Consider the following 21,753-nt stretch of genomic DNA (forward strand, 5'->3'; position numbering starts at 1 on the left):
CCGGTCACTTCCGGGAAGTTGTTGGTCGAGAGAAGGTTGCGCGCCGCCTCCTCCCAATTGCCGCGATAGACGAGGTCGTTCCAGTCCGGGATCTGGTTATTGACCGGGCAGCCGTTGTGACAATACGGGATGCCGCAATCCATGCAGCGCGCCGCCTGGTCGCGCGTCTGGCCTTCCGGCAGCGGCAGGACGAATTCGCGATAGTGCTTGATACGCTCCTCGACCGGAGCGTAGTCGCGATCCTCGCGTTCGATTTCAAGAAAGCCAGTGACCTTACCCATGTGACTCTTACTCGGCAGCTTCCAGAGCCTGGGCGGCCTGCATTTCCTTCAGGGCGCGACGATATTCGACCGGCATGACCTTGCGGAACTTGCCAAACCACGTCTTCCAGTCGTCGAGGATCGCTTGCGCACGCGTCGAGCCGGTCAGCTTGGCATGCTGGCCGATGTAGTAGCGCAGCCGCTCGGCATCGTAGCGCGTCATGTCGGTGAGGATGTCGACACGGCCCGCGGTTTCGAGGTCGTGTTTGGAGTGATAGACGCGCTCGTTGATGTCTTCCTCGGCGGGTATCGGCTCCAGCTCCACCATCGACATGTTGCAGAGCTTCTCGAAATCACCGCTCTCGTCGAGCACGTAGGCGATGCCGCCCGACATGCCGGCTGCGAAGTTGCGGCCGGTCGGTCCGAGCACGATCACGATGCCGCCGGTCATGTATTCGCAGCAATGGTCGCCAGCGCCTTCGACGACGGCGACTGCGCCTGAATTGCGGACCGCAAAACGCTCACCGGCGACGCCGCGGAAGTAGCATTCGCCCTGGATCGCGCCGTACAGCACGGTGTTGCCGACGATGATCGACTCTTCCGGCTTGATACCGGAATCGGCGGTCGGACGGACGATGATCTTGCCGCCCGACATGCCCTTGCCGACATAGTCGTTGCCTTCGCCCTGCAGATCGAAGGTGACGCCCTTGGCGAGCCAGGCGCCGAAGCTCTGACCGGAGGTGCCGGTCAGCGAGACGTGAATGGTGTCGTCCGGCAAGCCTGCATGGCCGTAGCGCTTGGCCACCTCGCCCGACAGCATTGCACCGGCCGAGCGGTCGATATTGTGGATCTCGGCGGTGATCTTCACCGGCGCGCCGCGATCGAGTGCGGGCTGGGCCTGCGCGATCAGTCTGCGGTCCAGCACGTCATGGATCTTGTGATCCTGACGCTCGGAATTGTAGATCGCGACGCCTTCGGGTGCGACCGGCTTGGTGAACAGCTTCGAGAAATCGAGGCCCTTGGCCTTCCAGTGCTCGATCACAGCACGCTGATCGAGCATCTGCAACTGGCCGACCATCTCGTTGAAGGTGCGGTAGCCCATCTCGGCCATCAACTCGCGCACTTCCTCGGCGACGAAGAAGAAGTAGTTGATCACGTGCTCGGGCTGGCCGGTGAAGCGCTTGCGCAGCACCGGATCCTGCGTCGCGACGCCGACCGGGCAGGTGTTGAGATGGCACTTGCGCATCATGATGCAGCCGGCCGCAATCAGCGGCGCGGTCGCAAAGCCGATCTCGTCGGCGCCAAGCAGCGCACCGATCACGACGTCTCGTCCGGTACGGATGCCGCCGTCGACCTGAACCGTGATGCGGCCGCGCAGGCGGTTTCCAACCAGCGTCTGATGGGTTTCGGCGAGGCCGATCTCCCACGGGGAGCCGGCATGCTTGATCGAGGTGAGGGGAGACGCACCGGTGCCGCCCTCGAAGCCCGCGATGGTCACATGGTCCGAACGCGCCTTGGACACACCGGCGGCTACGGTACCGACACCGACCTCGGAGACGAGCTTCACCGAGACGTCACCCGCCGGGTTGACGTTCTTCAGGTCGTAGATCAGCTGCGCGAGGTCTTCGATCGAGTAGATGTCGTGATGCGGCGGCGGCGAGATCAGGCCGACGCCCGGCGTCGAGTGGCGCACCTTGGCGATGGTCTTGTCGACCTTGTGGCCGGGCAATTGCCCGCCTTCGCCGGGCTTTGCGCCCTGCGCCATCTTGATCTGCATCACGTCCGAATTGACGAGATATTCGGTGGTGACACCGAAGCGTCCGGACGCGACCTGCTTGATCGCCGAACGCAGCGAGTCGCCGTTCGGCAGCGGCTTGAAGCGATCGGACTCTTCGCCACCTTCGCCGGTATTCGACTTGCCGCCGATGCGGTTCATCGCGATCGCGAGCGTGGTGTGCGCTTCGCGCGAGATGGATCCGAACGACATCGCGCCGGTTGCGAAGCGCTTGACGATGTTCTGCGCGGGCTCGACTTCGTCGAGCGGGACGGGCTTGCGGCCGTCTTCTTCCGCGCTCTTGATCCGGAACAGGCCGCGGATGGTCAGGAGCTTTTCGGACTGCTCGTTCAGCGTGCGCGCGAAGGCCCGGTATTGTTCGTAGGAATTGCCGCGCACCGCATGCTGCAGGTTCGCGACCGTCTGGGCGGTCCAGACGTGATCCTCGCCGCGCGTGCGATAGGCATATTCGCCGCCGACATCGAGCGCATTGCGATAGATCGGCGAGTCGCCGAACGCGTCGCGGTGCCGCCGCACGGTTTCTTCGGCGATCTCAGGCAGCGCGACGCCCTCGATGCGGGTGGCGGTGCCGGTGAAATAGTTCGCGACGAATGCCGAGCTCAGGCCGATGGCGTCGAAAATCTGCGCGCCGCAATAGGACTGATAGGTCGAGATGCCCATTTTGGACATCACCTTCATCAGGCCCTTGCCGACGGATTTGATGTAGCGCTTGATGATTTCCTTGTCGTCGAGCTTTTGCGGCAGCGTGTCCTTCATCGCGATCAGGGTTTCGAACGCGAGATAGGGGTTGATCGCTTCCGCGCCGTAACCGGCCAGGCAGGCGAAGTGATGCACCTCGCGCGGTTCGCCCGATTCGACAACGAGACCGACGGAGGTGCGAAGGCCTTCGCGGATCAAGTGATGGTGCACGGCCGCGCAGGCGAGCAAAGCCGGGATCGGCACGCGTTCGGCGCTGACCTTGCGGTCGGACAGGATGATGATGTTGAAGCCGTCGCGCACAGCCCTTTCGGCGTCCGCCTTCAGCTGCTTGAGCGCCGGCTCGAGACCGGCCGCGCCGGCTTCGGCCGCGAAGGTGACGTCGAGCGTGCAGGACTTGAAGTGATTGTCTTCGATGTCGCCGATCGACCGGATCTTCTCGAGATCCTTGTCGGTGAGGATCGGCTGACGCACTTCCAGACGCTTGGTGGTTGAAGTGCCTTCGATGTCGAAAAGGTTCGGCCGTGGGCCGATGATCGACACGAGGCTCATCACGATCTCTTCGCGGATCGGATCGATCGGCGGGTTCGTGACCTGCGCAAAGTTCTGCTTGAAGTAGGTGTAGAGCAGCTTCGACTTGTTGGACAAAGCCGAGATCGGCGTGTCGTTGCCCATCGAGCCCGTGGCTTCCTCGCCGATCGAGCCCATGGGCGTCATCAGGAGTTTGATATCCTCCTGCGAGTATCCGAAAGCCTGCTGACGATCGAGCAAGGACAGGTTCGACAGCGCCGCCTTGCCGCCGGATTCCGGCAGTTCCTCAAGCACGATCTGGGTGCGATGCAGCCACTCCTTGTAGGGGTGCGACTTCGCAATATCGGCCTTCAGCTCGTCGTCCGGGATGAGCCGGCCCTGCTGCAGATCGACCAGCAGCATCTTGCCGGGCTGCAGACGCCACTTCTTGACGATGTCCTTTTCCGGAATCGTCAGCACGCCCATTTCGGACGCCATGATGATGCGGTCGTCGCGGGTCAGACAGTAACGCGCCGGACGCAGGCCGTTGCGATCGAGCGTCGCGCCGATCTGGGTGCCGTCGGTGAAGACGAGCGCCGCCGGTCCGTCCCACGGCTCCATCAGCGCGGCATTGTATTCGTAGAAGGCGCGCCGCTGCTCATCCATGAGCGGGTTACCGGCCCATGCTTCCGGCACCATCATCATCATGGCGTGCGACAGCGGATATCCGCCCATGACGAGGAATTCGAGCGCGTTGTCGAAGCAGGCCGTGTCCGACTGGCCTTCGTAGGAGATCGGCCAAAGCTTGTTGATGTCGTCGCCGAACAGCGGCGACGATACCGAGGCCTGCCGCGCCGCCATCCAGTTCACATTGCCGCGCAACGTGTTGATTTCGCCGTTATGCGCGATCATCCGGTAGGGATGCGCGAGCGACCAGGTCGGGAAGGTGTTGGTCGAGAAGCGCTGATGCACGAGGGCGAGCGCGCTTTCGAAATCCTTCTCGTGCAGATCGGGATAATAGGTGCCGAGCTGGTCGGCGAGGAACATGCCCTTGTAGATCACGGTCCGGCAGGACAGCGACACCGGGTAATAGCCCGACAGGCGGCGTTCCCTCCGCAGATAGATCGCGTTCGAGATCGCCTTGCGCATGATGTAGAGGCGGCGCTCGAAATCCTGCTCGGTCTTGATGCTGGCCGGGCGTTCGACGAACACCTGCATATGCACCGGTTCGGTGGGCTTCACCGACTCGCCGAGCGTCGAATTGTCGGTCGGCACCGTGCGCCAGCCGAGGATCTTCAGGCCTTCCTGCGCCGCGACCTGTTCATAGGTCTTGCGGATTTCGTCGCGCCATTCCTGGTCGCGCGGCAGGAACAGGAAGCCGACCGCGTAATGGCCAGGCGCGGGCAGGGTGAAACCGTTTTCCTTCGCCTTGCGGGCGAAGAAGGCGTGCGGGATCTGCACCAGAATGCCGGCGCCGTCGCCGGCGCGCGGATCGGCGCCGACGGCGCCGCGATGCTCGAGATTGACGAGGATCGTCAGCGCGTCCTCGACGATCTGATGCGACTTGCGTCCCTTGATATCGGCGATGAAGCCGACGCCGCAGGAATCCTTGTCGAGCGCGGGATCGTAGAGGCCGAATCCTTCAGGTGTGCCGGGGTCGGCGGAATCGGCAAAATCGGAGGCGCGCAACACGCTCCGCTTCTGCTGCACTCCCCGGTCGTTCGTCCGGCTCATCTCGACGCGATCCCTCGATGCGTTTCTCTGGCGTACCCGCCGCCTTCGCTGCGCCGGAGGTCCGGGCCTGCGTTGAGCGGCAAATCTCGTGCTCGGAGTGACAGCCCGGACCCACCCAGCGGCGGGCCCTGCGGGCTGCTTTGAAGTCGGCGCTGCGATGCCGAGCCGCACCGTGCGCCCCCGGTCGGCAGGGTGGCTCGAAAAACCCGCCGCCTCGACTTCGCAAACTGGGACAGCAATGCTGTCCTATCGTTCCTTTGCCAAATTTTCGCCCAGCCGACAAGTGCCAGGGGGGCGAGTCCTTGGCATTCTTCCAACATTATTATTCTTTCCGCGGCGGAGCTTCCTAACAAGCGGATTCTTTTGTTCCGCCTGATCCAATTTTGCCCAACGGGCCTCCCGACGGCGCTGGTCTCTGCTATCGGTCAGCGAGGGGCTCGCCCGGACCGGGCCAATGAACGGGGCTTTTTGGTGAATTTTGCAAGCGACAACACCGCCGGCATTGCTCCCGGCATCATGGACGCGATCGTCCGCGCCAACCAAGGTTTTGCGCTCGGATACGGCAACGACGCGCTTACCCGCTCCGTCGAAAGCCGGATCGGCGAGGTGTTCGAGTGCGACGCCGCTGTGTTCCTGGTTCCGACCGGCACGACCGCCAATGCTCTGTCGCTCGCTCAGGTGACGCCGCCCTGGGGCGGCGTGCTCTGCCATGCGCAGGCGCACATCATGACCAGCGAATGCGGTGCGCCGGAATTCTTCGGGGGCGGATTAAAGCTCATCGGGCTGTCCGGCGAGGACTGCAAGCTGACGCCCGATACGGTTGAACGCGCGATCGCGCGTTACTCCGGGCATGTTCCGCATCAGGTCAATGCGGCGGCACTCTCGATCACGCAGGCGACCGAAGCCGGTACGACCTATCGCGTCGAGGAGATTGCTGCACTATCCGACGTCGCGCATGCGCACGGGCTGGCCGTTCACATGGACGGAGCGCGTTTCGGCAATGCGCTGGCGCGCATGAATGTCACGGCAGCGGAGGCGACGTGGAAGGCTGGCGTCGATGTGCTGTCGTTCGGCGCCACCAAGGGCGGCGCGATGGCTGCCGAAGCCGTGGTGGTTTTCGATCGCAAGCGTGCAGCCCACATGGCCGAGCGGCGCAAGCGGTCGGGACATCTGTTCTCGAAGCACCGCTTTCTTGCGGCGCAATTCGAGGGCTACCTGAATGACGGCTACTGGCTGGCGCTGGCGCGTCACGCCAATGCAATGGCCGACCGTCTGTCGGAAGGCTTGCGGTCCTGCGGTGTTTCCATTGTCTGGCCAGTCGAGGCCAACATCGTCTTCGCGCTGTTGCCGCAGACGCTCGATGCGAAGCTGAAATCAGCGGGCGCCGCTTATTATGTGCGTCCCAATACGCAGGCGGGTGACGATGTTAAGATCGGTCCCGACCAGATGCTGGTGCGGCTCGTGACATCGTTCGCGACCGTGGATGCCGAGGTTGATCGTTTCGTTGCGCTGGTTCGCGCGGGCTAATAGGGGAAAGAGCATATGAAGGTTGCAGTCGTCGGCGCATCCGGACGTGGCGGATCGCGTATCGTCGCAGAGCTGGCACGGCGTGGTCATCAGGTCACGGCGATCGCGCGCAATATCGAAAAGGTCGAGCCGGGCCCGAACATCACCGTCCGGCGGGGCGATGTGAACGACCTCGGTTTTCCGGGGCTGCTGGCCGGTCACGATGCGGTCGTCAGCGCGGTTCGCTTTGTCCAAACCGATCCCGACGTGCTGATCGGCGCTGTGCGCAAATCCGGCGTGACGCGCTACGCGGTCATGGGCGGCGCCGGAAGCCTTGAAGTGGCGCCCGGCAAACGGTTGCTCGATACGCCGCAATTCCCGGAGGCCGCGAAGCCCGAAGCGCTGAAAGGCGTCGCCTTTCTCGACAAGCTCAAGGCGACGACGGATATCGACTGGGTGTTTCTGTCGCCGGCGGCGGTCATCGCTTTCGGCGAACGCACCGGAAAATTCCGGCTCGGCAAGGACGAGTTCATGACCGATGCCGATGGCAAGAGCACGATCTCGTTCGAGGATTATGCGGTCGCGATGGTCGACGAGCTCGAACAGCACAAGCATTCCCGCGAACGCTTTGCGGTCGCGTATTAAGGCGGCCGCCCCTGATGTGCTTGCAAAATGATCGGGGGCTGATTCAAAGCCGCTGAAATTCCGCCGTAGCCGCGCCCAAATCGCTGAGCACGCTCACAGGTGACAGGCGATGCTCGTTGGCATCGCGGTACCTGCCTCGGTTGGGAGGGGCTACGTGAAATACGCATGTGTTGTTGCGGCCGTAGCGGCCGCAATATCAGCTGCACCCGTCAAGGCGCAGCCGGTAGCGGCAGATCTATTGCCGGCCTACGAGGTTTCGACCATCATCGCATCGATGGGGATGCGTCCGGTTGGCCGCCCGGCCTGGGCACATGGCCGGTATGTCGTTGCGGCGATCGACCGGCGCGGCCGAGAGGTCAATGTCGTCCTGGATGCGCGCGACGGGCAGGTGCTCGCGGTGCGTCCGCTCGGCCGCGATAGCTTCGGTCCTCCGCCGCCTGGCTATGGTCCCCGTCCGGCTCCTTACGGACCAATGGATGGTCGCGCACCGCCGCCGGATGCGGGCCCGGGCGGTCGGCCGCCGATGGACGACGAGCAGTTCTTCGACAACGATCAGCAGCAGGGATCTCTGCCGCACCGTGCGCCTGCACGCGCCGCGATGCCGCCGCGCGATCTGTCGGTGACCGGCGGCGTGCCGCGCGCTGCGCCGGCTCAGCGTAAAGACGTCGCCAAGGATCAGATGCCGATGCCGCGTCCGCGGCCGGCGTTCGCGAAAGTGAACGACCCGAGCAACAAGCCTGCCGACAAGCCGGTCCCCGCTGCAAAACCCGACGAGAAGGCGGGGGCATCCGCCAGCGCGCCGAAAACTGAAGGCAATGCCGCTGTGAAGCTCGAACCGGACCTCACGCCGGCAACCGCATCGCAGGCCGCCAAACCTGAGCAGCCAAAGCCCGATCAGACGAAGGCGGACGCCGCAAACAAACCGGAGGCGGCAAAGCCCGATGTGCGTGTGATCGATCTGAGCAAGTCGAAAGCGGCCGCGACGCCGGAGGCAAAGCCCGGCGAGGCGATCCGCTTCTAGGTTTACCGGGGAGCCGTGCGCAACTGCGCCCTGCATCGCAGGGCGCATTTTTTTCTACGCGATGGGTGCGTGTGGCGCGCGCGAAAGCGCCCCGGTTTCCCGGGGCGCTCCGTTGCGACGGAAGTCGACGTGAAGGCGCCGATCAAGCGGCGGCCTTGGTCTCCACCTGACCTTCGATAGCCTTGTCGGTCGCGGATGTGCCGTTGATCGGAATCTGGCGCGGCTTCTTGGCCTCTGGAATCTCGCGTACGAGATCGACATGCAGGAGGCCGTTCTCGAGAGTGGCGCCTTTCACCTGGACGAAATCGGCGAGCTGGAATACGCGCTCAAACGCGCGCGCCGCGATGCCCTGATAAAGGACGTCGGCGGATTTTTCCTGCTGCCTGGTCTGCTTTTCGCCCTTGATGGTAAGGGTGTTCTCTTTCAGCTCGATATTGAGCTCGTTCTCCGCGAAGCCCGCGACAGCAACGCTGACGCGATAGGCGTTCTCGCCGGTCCGCTCGATGTTATAGGGCGGGTAGCCGGGGGCGCTTTCCGCGTTCGTCTGATCGAGCAGATTGAACAGCCGGTCGAAGCCGACGGTGGAACGATAGAAGGGGGTGAGATCAAAATGGCGCATCGTATGTCCTCCTTTGAAGCGACATTCGGAATGAGGTCCTCCCGTAGGGGCCGGACCTTCGGTCTGCGCCGCCTGATGGCCGGCGCTCCTTTGACTTAGGAAGCCGGCTTTTTCCGTCAAGGGGGGCTTAACTTGAGAAAATTCAGTTACTTACGAAATTGTCAGAATCGACGCCGGTTTCGGCGCCGCGCCAATTGAGACTCGCTCCGCCCCTGCTATAACGCCGGACCCGCCGCGCATGCGCAGTCCCCGATGAAGCTGATCTCGATCCCCGCCAATCCGGTGCCTGAGGATGTTGTCACCGGGACGCTGAAGACACCCGATCGCATCGACTTGCGCTTCGCGCGCTGGGCGCCGCCGCCGGGGCGCAAAGGCACGGTGTGCATCTTTCAGGGCCGCGCCGAATTCATCGAGAAATATTTCGAGATGGCGCGTGAGTTGCGCGCACGCGGTTTCGCGGTCGCGACCATGGACTGGCGCGGGCAGGGCATGTCGCAGCGCATGCTGCGTGACCCGAAGAAGGGTTATGTCGAGAGCTTTCGCGAATACGAGACCGATCTCGAAGCCTTCATGCGCGAGATCGTGCTGCCGGATTGCCCGCCGCCTTATTTCGCGATCGGACATTCGATGGGTGCCTCGATCCTTACGCGGATCGCCCATCGCGGCTATCGCTGGTTCGACCGGATGGTGTTGTGCGCGCCGCTGATCAAGCTCGGGCCACAGCTGCTCACGCCTTACGCGAAGCCCGCGGTGAATTTTCTCAACGCGATCGGCATGGGCCGGTCCTATGTGCCTGGTGGCGGTCCGGCGGTGGTTGCGTCGCAACCCTTCATCGGAAACGTTCTGACGTCGGATCCGGTCCGTCACGCGCGCACCGCCGCGATCCTCGAAGCCGATCCCTCGCTCGGCCTTGGTTCGCCGACCAACGCCTGGGCATCGGCGGCGTTCTCGATGATGCGTGAGTTCGAGGACGTCAATTATCCGGGCAAGATCCGGCAGCCGATCATGATGATCGCGGCGGGTCGCGATGTGACGGTCTCTACCGCCGCGATCGAGGAATTTGCCGGGCGTCTGCGTGCGGGCTCGCATCTCATCATTGCCGGCTCGCGGCACGAGATGATGATGGAGACCGATCGTTACCGAGCGCAGTTCTGGGCGGCATTCGACGCCTTTGTGCCCGGCTCGCCGGCCTTCTAGCCCGCCGCGCTACGACGCGCTCTTGGGCTCAAGGGTGAAGAGCTCTTGCGGCCGTTCAACACCGCGCAATGCGTAGCGTCCGATCGAGACCAGCCGGCCTCTCATCCCGTCCACGGCGGCGAAGGCCTGTGACACCAGCACCGGCTGTTCCACCGAACGGCACATGGCGGCGATGCGGCTGGCTTCATTCACGGCCGGTCCGACCACGGTGAAATCCAGCCGGTCACGCGATCCGACATTGCCGTAGAACACCTCGCCGACATGCAGTCCGAGATACATGTCGGTGACAGGCAGCAGATCATGCGCGCGGCGCGCATTCAGTGCGGCCACCTCGCGGCGTACGTCGGTGGCGCAATTGAGCGCGGCGGCGCAGGCCTGCGCGCGGTCCTCGGCAGTAAAGATCGCGAGGATGCCGTCACCGATCAGCTTCAAGACGTCGCCGCCATGCGCATGGATCGCGGAGACGGCGGCATCGGCATAGTCGTTCAGAAGGGGAATGACCTGCTCGGGCGCCGAATCCGTGACGCGGGTGAAACCGCGCAGGTCGCTGAACCAGATCGCAGCGTCAATTCGATCGGCGACGCCGCGGATGATGCGGCCCGACAGCACGCGGCGCGCGGCGTCGCGGCCGAGATAGGTTTCCATCAACGTGCTGGTCATGCGGGTGAGGGCGAGCGCCTTGATGGTGAGCGCAAGCGTCCGCACGAGACGCTCCAGCGCATCGAGTTGCTCGTCCGTGAAACCTCCCGGCTGTGCCGTCATCCATGACGAGTAGACGGCGTCCATCTCGCCGATGACGCCGGCGGGCGCAAAACTGTTGATGATCGAGACGCCGCCTTTCATCCCGGCAGCGACATAATCCTGCATGACCGGAAAGACGGGAACATGCTCCTGCGTCAGCCGCAGCAGGCTCAAGCCATTCTGCAGCATGTAGAAGAATGGGCTGGCGCGCCAGTTGGCGGCGCCCCTCTCTTCCTCGGCCCCGAGCACCATGCCCTCGGGTACGACAGTGCGGCCATACTCCACCAGGCTGGGCTGGGACGGATCGTGTCCCCACCGGAACAGCCGGCCCTCGTAGACGGGGTGGAGTGTGTCGATGATGACCAGCGACCGGCTGACGGGAATTCCCATCGCATTGGCGCGCTCGCAGAAGCCGTGGACGACTTCATTCTCGGCGGTGCCGGTGAGGCCGGCTTCTGCGAGCCAGGCCGTCAGTGCGCTGATGTCGTTGTTGGAAATCATGCGGTCTCGACTTCGACCACACGAGTTTATCCCAATCAGTCGCGACCCGCTTCCACGAATTTGTACGCGAGTAGTTGTTCGTGGAGATCGCTTCGCGTGCAGAAAAGCGCGCGTTTCCGCGCGCGATATGTCATTCGAGAAAAGCTCCGCGGATGCGTGTTACGCCACGGCGTCCGAGCCGGCACAAGCGAGGCTATTTGCCCCGCAGAATCTCGAGAGCTGCGGCATGAATCCGGGCATCGCCCGCCGCGACCACGCGCCCGCCGAGCGCGGCGGGGCCACCCTCCCATGACGTCACAACCGCGCCGGCACCCGAGAGGATCGGGATCAGCGGGATGATGTCGTACGGCTTGAGTTCGGTCTCGATTACAAGATCGACATGACCGGCCGCCAGCATGCAATAGGCGTAACAGTCGCCGCCATAGCGCGACAGCTTGACCGCGGTTTCGACCTTCTGAAAAGCGGCGCGATCGGCATCGTTCATCAGCAGCGGGCTGGTGGTAAACAGCACGGCATCGGAGAGCGCATTGCAGGACCGCGTGCGCAGTCCCCGTTTACCGGCAGGGCCGCGATATTCGGCTGCGAGCCCATCGCCGGAAAACAGTTCGCGCATGAAGGGCTGGTGCATCATGCCGAAGATCGGTTCGCCCAACCGGGTGAGTGCGATCAGCGTGCCCCAGACCGGCATACCGGCAATGAAGGACTTGGTGCCGTCGATCGGATCGAGCACCCAGACATATTCGGCGTCGGCGCGTTCCGGCCCGAATTCCTCGCCGATGATGCCGTGCTCCGGAAATGTGCGGCGGATCAGGGCGCGCATTGCCTGTTCGGCGGCGCGGTCGGCTGCGGTCACGGGGTCGAAGCGCCCGGCTGGCCCCTTGTCGTCGATCCCGAGCGAGGTGCGAAAGAACGGCATGATGGTTTCGCCGGACACCGCGGCGAGCTGATCCACGAATGCCGCAAAATCGATCGCTGTCATGTGTCCCGCCGCGCCCAATACCGTTTCTCACCTATCGAATAGTCGCCGCGCGGGCAACCGACCTTGCCGGGAGCGCGCGCCCGTGCCAACACAACCACCCTCGCTTGCACAACCGCTCAGGGCCGGGAAACCATGACAGCGGACGTTGCACGCCGGTCGTCGATTGCGACGCGCGAAACGGTCGTGCTCGTGACCGCGCTTGGCGGCATTTACATCGTCAGTCAGTTCTTACGGAACTCGGTCGGAGTCATCGCGCCGAATCTGGCCAGCGAGCTCGGATTGTCGGCGAAAGAAGTCGGCCTGCTGGCGAGCGTGTTCTTCTTCGCTTTCGCGGCGGCGCAGATCCCGCTCGGGGTTGCGCTCGACCGCTACGGTCCGCGGCGCTGCATGCTGGTTTGCGCCGGCGTTGCGATTGCCGGCACGCTGATGTTCGCGTTTGCCACTTCGCCGTTCTGGCTGATCGCGGCGCGTGTGCTGATGGGCATCGGTTCCTCCTGCTACCTCATGGCGCCGCTCGCGCTCTATGCCAGGCGCTACCCGCCGGACAGCTTTGCGACTATGGTTGGGCTGCAGATGGGGCTCGGCACGCTCGGTACATTGCTCGCGACGGCGCCCTTTGCATTCGCGGTCGATCTGGTCGGCTGGCGCGTCAGCTACGTTGTCGTCGCCGCGCTTGTGCTCCTGGCCGCCTTTGCGGTTGCGGTCGTCGTGCGGGATGACAAGAGCGATCGGGGCGTCGCGCACGAGACCCTGCGCGCCAGCCTGAGGGGCACGCTGGAGGCGGTGCGGGTCCCGTCATTCTGGCCGGTATTCGCGCTTCAGCTGGCGAGTTATTCCAGCTTCGTCGTCGTGGTCGGCCTGTGGGGCGGCCCGTACCTCACACACATCTACGGCTACAGCCTTACCGAGCGCGGTAACATGCTGTTCGTTGCTGTTGTCGCGCAGATTATCGGCTCCTTCCTGTGGGGGCCGAGCGACCGGCTGTTCAACAGCTACAAGGTACCGGTTCTGACCGGGCAACTGCTCACCGCGACGGCGCTCGGCCTTGCGGCGCTGGTCGGGGTGTTGCCCAAGGCCGCTCTGGTTCTCTGGTTCGTGGCGATCGGCCTGTTCCCGGCGGTGGTGACGGTTCTGATCGCGCACGGCAAATCATTGTTCCCGACTCAGCTCGTCGGGCGCGGCATGACCTTGATGAATATCGGTACCATGGGAGGGGTTTTCGTCTCCCAGACGGTCACCGGGTTCATTATCGATCTATTTCCCATAGTGAACGGTGGGTATGCGCTTAATGCATATCGGGCGGTTTTCGGGTTCCAGGCAGTCTTTATCCTATTGATGTGCTTGATCTATTTGTTTTCGCGCGATCCGCGCCGAAATCCCCGGGATTGGGGATAGGTCAGCATCTCTGACGTTTTGACTTGCTTTTGGTGCGACGCAATGCAATATTGCTGCAGCGCGGCAATGTGCTTCGCACATTCCCGCCGCCCTCCTTGGGCGTTTCCTCCCTAGACTTGGGCCGCTAGCTCGCTAGCGGCCCTTTTTTCTTTCTGCCCGTCGATAATCGTTGCGTCGAAGGCGAATGACCTGGCCGCGATTACTCGGCGGCAGCTCGATAGGGCCGCAACTCTTCCAGCGGTATCTCCGCAATCCGGTCAGCCAGCACCTCGAGATGCGACGCGAGCCGCCGGAAGCCCGCGAGACGTTCGTGTGTGCGCTCGTCCATGTAGAGCGCACGGTTCAGTTCGATCTGGATCGCGTGAAGTCCGGCGGACGGATTGCCGTAATGCTCGGTGATGAAGCCTCCTGCGTAGGGCTTGTTGCGGCTGACCGAGTAACCGAACGACCGCAGCACCTGCTCGGTGACTTCGGCAACTGCTGCCACGCAGCTTGTGCCGTATCTGTCGCCGATCACCACATCGGAGCGCGGACGATCGTCGCGCGATCCGCTCGCCGACGGCATGGAATGGCAATCGATCAGAACCGCTGCGCCGAAATCGGCGTGGACCTTCGTGAACAGCTTCCGCAGAGTGCGATGGTACGGCTTGTACAGGCTTTCAATGCGGCGCAGCGCGTCATCGACCGAGATCCGCTGATCGTAGATTTCCTGCGCGTCGCCGACGACGCGTGCAACGGTACCGAGACCGCCGGCAACCCGCATCGACCGCGTGTTCGCGAAGGACGGCAGGCGTCCGTCGAACATGCGCGGATCGAGTTCATAAGGCTCGCGATTGACGTCGACATAGCAGCGCGGGAAATGCGCGCGCATCATCGGATAACCGCGTGGCACCACACCGGCGATCAGTTCATCGACGAAGGAATCTTCGCTACGGCGTAAAGTGGCGTGGTCAAGCCGCGCGGACATCAGGAAAGCGCGCGGATAGACCGACCCACTATGCGGCGAGTTGAAGACCACCGGCCCACGCCAGTGCTCCGGCTCGATCACATCATAAGGGGGGTCGAATTCGTCCGAAACCGTCATCCACAGGGATTCTGTTGGAACGTGCCGCAGCAGCAACATAGGGCGCGGGAGAGCGTTCCGGTATCCTTTTTCGCAGCCGACATGCTTTTTTTGAACGGCTTTGACGCATCGGGGCGCTGCTTTCACCCGATATTTACCGGCCGGCGCACTAATGCAGCAGGGGCAGGGAGATAGCGGCCGGGGGATTCCGGCAGCGCCGTCTTGCAAACTTGACCCCGGACATGGAAGCTTCAGGCCGGCTTTGGACGGCTCAAGAAATCGGTTGTGTGTATGAGTAACGATCTGCCGAAAATCCTGCTTGCCGAAGACGACACCGACATGCGGCGGTTCCTGGTCAAGGCGCTGCAGAATGCCGGCTTTGCTGTCGCCTCATACGACAACGGACTTTCGGCTTATCAGCGGCTTCGCGAAGAGCCGTTTGAGCTTCTTCTGACCGATATCGTGATGCCCGAAATGGACGGCATCGAGCTCGCGCGCCGCGCGTCCGAACTCGATCCCGATATCAAGATCATGTTCATCACCGGCTTTGCCGCGGTGGCGCTGAATGCGGATTCGCAGGCGCCCAAACACGCCAAGGTGCTGTCGAAGCCGGTCCATCTGCGTGACCTCGTCAATGAGGTCCAGAAGATGCTTGCGGCCTGAGCCTGGCCTCACCTCGCTTCTTCAGAGGTCGTCCCGCCCTGCTTAAGTTCCCGAGATCGATCGAGGGAATGAAACCATGATGCGCATCGCGCGCCGGGACTTCATCCGCATCGCAGCCGCTTCGACATTGGCCGCGCTGCCAATGCGCGGGGCGGTGGCTCAGCAGCGGACGCCGCATAACCGGCCGCCGGCGACACAGGTCGATCAGGCGCAGATCTATCTGATCCGCGGTCTGTTCGGTGTCTTCTCGTCCGGCATGGATCAGATGGCGGCGCAGTTCCAGGCACAGGGCTACGGGAACGTCTCGCTCTGGAGCTGGACGGATGTCGATCAGATTTCCAACGACATCATCGGCGGCCACCAGAACGGCGACAACGCGCACATCATTCTGATCGGGCATTCGCTTGGATCGAATGCGGTGGTGCAGGTTGCCGACCGGCTCGCGCAGCAGGCAATCCCGGTCGATCTCGCGGTGACCTTCGATATCACCGAAGGCCTGACTGTCCCGCTGAACGTCCAGCGTTTCGTCAACTTCTTCCAGAACAATGGGTTCGGTCGACCGGCGATCGAGCCTGCGGGCTTCACCGGCGAATTCGCGAACATCAATCTGTCGAACCAGGCGTCGCTCGATCACGGCAATATCGACAACGCGCCGCAGCTGCAGCAATACGTGTTGCAGCAGGTCTACGAGATTACGCATACGCATGTGCGCACGCGGGTCGCGCGGCGCAAGGAGCCGCGGCGCGGATAACTAGCGCCGCCGCTTCACGTCGCCGGCGACCACCTTCGCCGCATTGTGACCCGGAGCGCCGGTGACACCGCCGCCTGGATGCGTGCCGGACCCGCAGAGATAGAGCCCCGCCAGCGGAGAACGGTAGTCGCCATAGCCGAGCATGGGCCGCGCCGAGAAAATCTGGTCGAGCGTCATTGCGCCGTGAAAGATGTCGCCGCCGATGAGCCCGAAGTCGCGTTCGAGATCAAGCGGCGTCAGCGCCTTTCGCGCGATCACGCTCTGCTTGAAGCCGGGTGCGTATTTGTCGACGGTCGCAATCATCAGATCGGCCACCGTGTCGCGATGCTGATCCCAGGATGAGCCGTCCGGCAATTGCGGCGCGACATGCTGGCAGAACAGGCTCGCGACATGCTGGTCTTTCGGCGCAAGTGAATCGTCGAGCGTCGAGGGGATCAGCATCTCGACGATCGGTTCGCGGCTCCAGCCGAACTTGCGCGCGTCGTCGAAAGCGCGGTCCATATAATCGAGGGTCGGCGCGATGATGATGCCGGCGGTATGGTGATCAGCCAGGGCTCGGCCGGGCAGGGCGGTGAAATTCGGCAGTTCGGACAGCGCGACATTCATGCGGAAGGTGCCCGAACCGCACTTCCAGTGTTTCATGCGCGCGAGGAAGGCCGGCGGCAGCGCGGTATCGGGAACGAGGCGCTCGTAAAGCAGCCGGGGATTGACGTTGGATACGATGGCGCGGGCGCGGATCGTACGGCCGTCGTCCAGCACGACACCCGTGGCGCGACCCTTCTCGACGATGATCTCCCGCACGCCGGCTTTCGTCTCGATGTCGGCGCCGTGCGCGCGCGCAGACTTCGCCATTGCCTGCGTGATCGCGCCCATGCCGCCGATGGCATGCCCCCAGATGCCCTTCTTGCCGTTCACCTCGCCGAAGCAATGGTGCAGCAGCACATAGGCCGAATTGGGCGTATACGGGCTTGCGTAGTTGCCGACCACGGCGTCGAAGCCGAGGACGGCCTTGATCGGATCGCTTTCGAAGAAACGGTCGAGGTAGTCCACGGCGGACTTTGCAAACAGATCGAGCAGCGCGCGCTGACGCTCCATGTCGAGCTTGCGCAGCCTTTTGCCGACGAAGGCGAGCCGCAGCGCCTCGCGGAAGGAGCGCGCATTCCAACCCTGGACGAGATTGGGCGGCTGCTCCAGCACCAGATCGCGCAGGACGTCGGTGATGGCCTCGAGTTCGGCGCCGTACGCGTCGTAGTTCTCGGCATCCTTCGCACTGAACTTTGCGATCTCGGCCTTGGTGCGGCCTTCGCCGGTGAGCAGGTAGCGGCCGTCTTCGGTCGGCAGGAAATTGAGAGCGCGCCGTTCGACGACTTTCAGGCCATGCGCCGCGAGATCGAGGTCCCGGATCACCTTCGGATTGAGCAGGCTGACCGTGTAGGCCGCGACCGAATTGCGGAAGCCGGGATGAAATTCCTCGGTCACGGCCGCGCCGCCTTCGACCGGACGGCGCTCGACCACCTTTACCTTCAGGCCGGCCATACCGAGATAGGCCGCGCAAACGAGCCCGTTATGCCCGGCGCCGATGATGAGGGTGTCGCAGGTCTCGGGCATCGCTCTCCCTTGCCCCTCTCCCGATGAAACGGGAAGAGGGCAGAAGAACCTACGCCGTTGCGGCGCGCTTCTTCACGACGAACATCAGCGGAACACCAAGCAGGAGGACGCCGATGCCGATCCAACCGAAGACGTTGGAATCCTTGCTCGCAGCATACACGAGGCTTGAATAGAGCAGGTAGCCGCACATCAGGCAGAACAGGATCGGCGTGATCGGATAGAGCGGAACCCGGAACGGGCGTTCCCGGTCCGGGTCAGTCTTGCGCAGGACGATCAGGCCGAGGCCGGTGAGCAGAATGAAGAACCAGAAGACCGGCGAGGTGTAGAGCACCATCCCGAGGAAGCCGTCCTGCGACATCGCCCCGAAGATGATCAGGACGAAGGCAATCACGCTCTGCACGATGATGGCGTTGCGAGGGTTGTTGCTTTCGGCATTCCAGATGCGCAGCCGCTCGAGTGCGAGATCCTGGCCGAGCGCGTGATAAAGACGCGCCCCGGTGAAGATGCTGGCGTTGATGGTCGAAGCCGCGGCGCAGATCACGATCACACTAAGGACGATCGCGCCGCTTGCGCCAAATGCCGCGCGCATGACCGAAGCCGCGACCGCATCGCTCTTGCGGATGCCTTCAAGGCCTAGCACGGCGAGATAGGCCATGTTGATTGCGACATAGAGCACCGTCACGACCGCGGTCCCGATCAGCAGGATGCGGATCATGTCGCGCTTCACGTTTTTCAGATCGGCGGAGATGTAGGCCGCTTCGTTCCAGCCGCCATAGGTGAGAAGGATGAGCACCATCGCCAGTCCGAACGCGCCGACGCTGAGTTCGCCGCCCGCAGCAGCGGCAGGCGCCGCACCGCCGCCATACATGAAGCCGACCAGCGCGATTGCTGCGAGCGCGCTCGCCTCCAGCACGGTCAGGATGTTCTGCGCGGTCTTGCTTTCGTACGTGCCCGCGAGATTGACCAGCGTAAAAATGAACAGGCCGGCCGCGCCATAGATGGCCGAACCGTATTTGCCGAGCGAATAGATCTGCTGGGCATAGTCACCGAAGACGAAGCAGATCGCGGCAATCGCGCCGGTCTGGATTACGGTGGTGCGCGCCCATGCGAACAGGAAGCCAACACCCTGGCCATAGGCGCGGGTGAGAAAGTGATATTCGCCGCCCGTGGACGGGTAGGCCGCGGCCAGCTCGGCATAAACCAGCGCACCAATCAGCGTGCCGGCGCCGCCCAGCGCCCAGGCTGCGATGAACCACGCGTCGCTCGGTACGTTGAACGCCACGATCTGCGGCGTCTTGAAGATGCCTATGCCGATGATGACACCGACCATCATCAGTGCGCCGTCTACGACGGAGAGACTTGCGCGCGGGGCGCCCGAGCTTTGGGTTGTCATTCAGAAAATCCTGCGCGCCGCGCAATGTGAGAGGAAGACGGACCGCGAAGATCCGTCTTCCTATTGTGACCGGTTAACGAAGGCTGGAAAAGCCCTCAAAGCGATCAGGCCTTGGTGGCCTTCCAGCCGTCGCCGGCAATCGAGTCGCCGGAGACTTTGCCGGTATAGGTCTTGCCGTCGACCTTGAAGGTGATGTTGGCGCCGGTCAGCTTGCCATCGGTGATCTCGACCGACTTGCCGCCGATATCCGCCTTGCCGGTGATGAACTGGTACTTCTGATCGATATCGAGCGTCATCTTCTGACCGCCGTCGACCTGCCACTTGCCGCCGACCTTTGCGGGCACGATCCAGAAATACACGTTCCGGCCGTTGACGTTCTCATGCACCTCCGGCTTCCAGTCGCCCATGTCGAAGGCATGCGACACGATGCGGGTGCCCGGCCTCATGGTGTCGAGGATCTTGGGACGCAGGCGCAGATTGATGTCGGTGAGGAGATACATCGCCATCACGTCGGCCTTCGACAGGTCCTGCTCGAACAGGTTGGCGATCTTGAATTCGACCTTGTCGGTAACGCCGGCTTTCGCGGCGTTCTCGTTGGCTTCCTTGATGCGCTGCGGATTGATGTCGACGCCGTATCCGCGGGCGCCGCGTTTGGCTGCCGTCACCACCATGCGGCCGTCGCCGCAACCGAAGTCGATCATGTAGTCGCCGGGGCCGACCTTGGCGAGCTCAAGCATGCGGTCCACGACCTCCTGCGGGGTCGGGACGTAGATCACGTCGAGGCGCGGCTCCTGCTGTGCATAGACGGTGGTCGTGGCGGCAAGGCCGGCGGCCAGGGTCAGCGCAAGGACGGTCGGACGAAGCGATACCAAACGCGAAATCATCAGTAGGCTCCTCTGGGCATTGTTGTTGTGTCCCGGCCGTCGCCCGGGCTCCAATGGTTACACCTTATGCGCGTTCCTTATTCCCTTTGTGGCGGGTTTGGAACGGGGCGGGGTCTAAAGCCGCCGGAGTCGCACGGAAATACCGAGCATCTGCTTGCTTCGCGCCATGTGAGCGACTATAGGGGCGCCTCGACCCGAGACGGGCGCGTAGCTCAGCGGAAGAGCACTACCTTGACATGGTAGGGGTCACAGGTTCGATCCCTGTCGCGCCCACCATCCGGAGCCGGTCCCTTACGTTTGCCGAGGATCGGACGGATGGGCAGTGGTACCGGCCGAAGCGCCCGTACACATTCAGTCGCGGTTCATAGCATTTCACACACAAGCGAATTGGCTGCGTGCGGTTCGCAGATCGCTTAGCGGCGCGCCGTGTCTTCGCGAAAGCGGGGATGGGGCTGACTTTTCTGCATTTGCCTGGGGAGATGTCCATGATGAAGATGGTGTCGAAATTTACGTTGGTCGCCGCTGTCGCCACGCTCGCCATTGCCGGATCGGCCGGCGAATCCATGGCGAAGGGCAAGAAGGCGGCTGCGGCCTGTACGCCAGGGGCCCTGAAGACTGCGGCCTGCGGGCCAGCCGGTTGCACCATGCAGCGCTGCTGGGCGGACGGTAAGTGGTATCCGTCGCTGGTCGCCTGCTGGCAGCCTTGGTGTCCGAAGTAAGGGCCAAGGTCCCTACGTTTCCCAAATCACTGAATTCGAGAAGGGCCGCATACTTCGTATGCGGCCCTTTTTCTGCTCATAATGAGGTATCTAAACACCAAATCCCCCGCCTCGTCCGTTGACTTCCGGGCGCCGCCTGCCTAGTTTCCGCGCCAATCCGGGCCGCGATTGCGCGGCCATTTTTAATGCGGCCCCATGGCCGCCGAGTTTCGAGAACGGCCATGAAAGTCCGCAATTCGCTCCGCTCCCTGCGCGCCCGCCATCGCGACAATCGTCTCGTGCGCCGCAAGGGCCGCGTCTACATCATCAACAAGACCCAGAAGCGCTTCAAAGCCCGCCAGGGCTGATTGACGCCGCGGCTGAGGCCGTCGGTCTGACGCGATTTCACGCAGGCTTGACGTATATGCGGGCTTGCCCGGCGGGCTGGCCGGCATATGCTTGTGCGTATGCGAAAACTCCGATTCCGGATTGCCCTTCTCGCAGTGATCGGTGCCGTCGGGCTCGTGTCGCCGGCCTTGGCACAGGGGCAGAGGGCGGGCGAAGAGCAGAATTTCGCCCAACCGCCTGAGAAGCTCCCCAAGGTCCCGCGCGGGCAGGACATCGAGTTCCTGTTTGGCGCCCTCAAGGCCGCCCCCAGCCCGGAAGCTGCCAAGGCGGTCGAGGGCCGGATCTGGGCGTTGTGGATGGTCACGCCGAGCGACACCGCATCGCTTCTGATGGATCGCGTTCGCAAGGCGGTCGAGGTCAAGAACCTCGATCTGGCGATCCAGTTGCTCGATTCCATCGTGGTGCTGAGGCCCGATTACATCGAAGCCTGGAACCGGCGCGCCACGCTGCACTACATGCGCAAGGATTACACCCAATCGATCGAGGATATTCGCCAGACCCTGGCGCGTGAGCCGCGCCACTTCGGCGCCCTGGCCGGGCTTGGCATGATCTTGCAGGAACTCGGCGACGACAAGCGCGCGCTCGAGATCTTCCGCAAGGCAGTTGAAGTGAACCCGCACTTGCCGCGCATTCCCGATCTGATCAAGTCGCTGACCGAGAAGGTCGAAGGCCGCGACATCTGACGC

18 protein-coding genes, 1 tRNA gene and 1 pseudogene are annotated in these 21,753 nt (G+C 63.2%); 11 read left to right on the forward strand and 9 right to left on the reverse strand.

Annotated elements, in window-relative coordinates:
• Positions 1-281 (reverse strand): annotated as a pseudogene (gltD, locus tag VNZ93_RS11775) (glutamate synthase); the annotation flags it as partial.
• Positions 282-288: 7 nt separating this feature from the next.
• Positions 289-4,995: a glutamate synthase large subunit gene (gene gltB, locus VNZ93_RS11780; protein WP_325704725.1), complete on the reverse strand. Its 4,707-nt coding sequence runs from the start codon at positions 4,993-4,995 to the stop codon at positions 289-291.
• Positions 4,996-5,466: 471 nt separating this feature from the next.
• Here gltB and VNZ93_RS11785 point away from each other — a divergent pair, with 471 nt between their 5' ends.
• From VNZ93_RS11785 to VNZ93_RS11795, 3 genes are all read left to right on the forward strand, one after another.
• Complete coding sequence (locus VNZ93_RS11785; protein WP_325704728.1) at positions 5,467-6,522, forward strand: low specificity L-threonine aldolase; 1,056 nt, start codon at positions 5,467-5,469, stop codon at positions 6,520-6,522.
• Positions 6,523-6,537: 15 nt separating this feature from the next.
• On the forward strand, positions 6,538-7,146 hold the full coding sequence (locus VNZ93_RS11790; RefSeq protein ID WP_325704731.1) for an NAD(P)-dependent oxidoreductase: 609 nt from the start codon (positions 6,538-6,540) through the stop codon (positions 7,144-7,146).
• 154 nt (positions 7,147-7,300) lie between these two features.
• Positions 7,301-8,167 carry a hypothetical protein gene (locus VNZ93_RS11795; RefSeq protein ID WP_325704734.1) on the forward strand — a complete coding sequence of 289 codons (867 nt, stop codon included), beginning with the start codon at positions 7,301-7,303 and terminating at the stop codon, positions 8,165-8,167.
• A gap of 142 nt (positions 8,168-8,309) precedes the next feature.
• Here the strand turns inward: VNZ93_RS11795 and VNZ93_RS11800 are convergent, their stop codons facing one another.
• Positions 8,310-8,786, reverse strand: coding sequence for an Hsp20 family protein (locus VNZ93_RS11800; RefSeq protein ID WP_325704737.1), 477 nt, complete (start codon positions 8,784-8,786; stop codon positions 8,310-8,312).
• Positions 8,787-9,038: 252 nt separating this feature from the next.
• On the opposite strand from VNZ93_RS11800, the gene VNZ93_RS11805 reads away from it, so the two are divergent.
• Entirely contained in the window at positions 9,039-9,983 is a 945-nt protein-coding gene (locus VNZ93_RS11805) for an alpha/beta hydrolase (protein ID WP_325704740.1), read from the forward strand.
• 9 nt (positions 9,984-9,992) lie between these two features.
• On the opposite strand, the gene VNZ93_RS11810 is transcribed toward VNZ93_RS11805, so the two are convergent.
• Together VNZ93_RS11810 and hisN are read right to left on the reverse strand one after the other, a co-directional pair.
• Positions 9,993-11,225, reverse strand: coding sequence for an adenylate/guanylate cyclase domain-containing protein (locus VNZ93_RS11810; protein WP_325704742.1), 1,233 nt, complete (start codon positions 11,223-11,225; stop codon positions 9,993-9,995).
• Between the two features lie 193 nt (positions 11,226-11,418).
• A complete protein-coding gene (gene hisN, locus VNZ93_RS11815; protein ID WP_325704745.1) occupies positions 11,419-12,204 on the reverse strand; it encodes a histidinol-phosphatase in 786 nt (261 codons plus the stop codon).
• Between the two features lie 132 nt (positions 12,205-12,336).
• Between hisN and VNZ93_RS11820 the strand changes: the two genes are divergently transcribed.
• On the forward strand, positions 12,337-13,599 hold the full coding sequence (locus VNZ93_RS11820) for an MFS transporter (RefSeq protein WP_325704747.1): 1,263 nt from the start codon (positions 12,337-12,339) through the stop codon (positions 13,597-13,599).
• Between the two features lie 199 nt (positions 13,600-13,798).
• On the opposite strand, the gene VNZ93_RS11825 is transcribed toward VNZ93_RS11820, so the two are convergent.
• Positions 13,799-14,683 carry an N-formylglutamate amidohydrolase gene (locus tag VNZ93_RS11825; RefSeq protein WP_325704750.1) on the reverse strand — a complete coding sequence of 295 codons (885 nt, stop codon included), beginning with the start codon at positions 14,681-14,683 and terminating at the stop codon, positions 13,799-13,801.
• Positions 14,684-14,953: 270 nt separating this feature from the next.
• Between VNZ93_RS11825 and cpdR the strand changes: the two genes are divergently transcribed.
• Together cpdR and VNZ93_RS11835 are read left to right on the forward strand one after the other, a co-directional pair.
• Positions 14,954-15,325 (forward strand): cell cycle two-component system response regulator CpdR, encoded by a 372-nt coding sequence (gene cpdR, locus VNZ93_RS11830; RefSeq protein WP_325704753.1) that lies wholly within the window; start codon positions 14,954-14,956, stop codon positions 15,323-15,325.
• Positions 15,326-15,401: 76 nt separating this feature from the next.
• Complete coding sequence (locus tag VNZ93_RS11835) at positions 15,402-16,076, forward strand: alpha/beta hydrolase (RefSeq protein WP_325704756.1); 675 nt, start codon at positions 15,402-15,404, stop codon at positions 16,074-16,076.
• On the opposite strand, the gene VNZ93_RS11840 is transcribed toward VNZ93_RS11835, so the two are convergent.
• The 3 genes from VNZ93_RS11840 to VNZ93_RS11850 form a co-directional block, all read right to left on the reverse strand.
• Positions 16,077-17,684, reverse strand: a complete 1,608-nt coding sequence (locus VNZ93_RS11840) for an NAD(P)/FAD-dependent oxidoreductase (RefSeq protein WP_325704759.1) — start codon at positions 17,682-17,684, stop codon at positions 16,077-16,079.
• 49 nt (positions 17,685-17,733) lie between these two features.
• Positions 17,734-19,077, reverse strand: coding sequence for an APC family permease (locus tag VNZ93_RS11845; RefSeq protein WP_325704762.1), 1,344 nt, complete (start codon positions 19,075-19,077; stop codon positions 17,734-17,736).
• A gap of 104 nt (positions 19,078-19,181) precedes the next feature.
• Entirely contained in the window at positions 19,182-19,961 is a 780-nt protein-coding gene (locus VNZ93_RS11850; protein ID WP_325704765.1) for an SAM-dependent methyltransferase, read from the reverse strand.
• A gap of 201 nt (positions 19,962-20,162) precedes the next feature.
• Between VNZ93_RS11850 and VNZ93_RS11855 the strand changes: the two genes are divergently transcribed.
• The 4 genes from VNZ93_RS11855 to VNZ93_RS11870 all read left to right on the forward strand — a co-directional run bounded on the left by VNZ93_RS11855 (position 20,163) and on the right by VNZ93_RS11870 (position 21,750).
• Positions 20,163-20,237: transfer RNA gene (locus VNZ93_RS11855), tRNA-Val, on the forward strand.
• 209 nt (positions 20,238-20,446) lie between these two features.
• Positions 20,447-20,680, forward strand: a complete 234-nt coding sequence (locus tag VNZ93_RS11860; RefSeq protein ID WP_325704768.1) for a hypothetical protein — start codon at positions 20,447-20,449, stop codon at positions 20,678-20,680.
• A 221-nt stretch (positions 20,681-20,901) separates the two neighbouring features.
• Positions 20,902-21,027, forward strand: coding sequence for a type B 50S ribosomal protein L36 (gene ykgO / locus VNZ93_RS11865; protein ID WP_325609217.1), 126 nt, complete (start codon positions 20,902-20,904; stop codon positions 21,025-21,027).
• 99 nt (positions 21,028-21,126) lie between these two features.
• A complete protein-coding gene (locus VNZ93_RS11870; protein WP_325704771.1) occupies positions 21,127-21,750 on the forward strand; it encodes a tetratricopeptide repeat protein in 624 nt (207 codons plus the stop codon).
• Positions 21,751-21,753: the final 3 nt, after the last annotated feature.

The organism is Pseudorhodoplanes sp., from assembly GCF_035565795.1.
GTDB lineage: Bacteria > Pseudomonadota > Alphaproteobacteria > Rhizobiales > Xanthobacteraceae > Pseudorhodoplanes.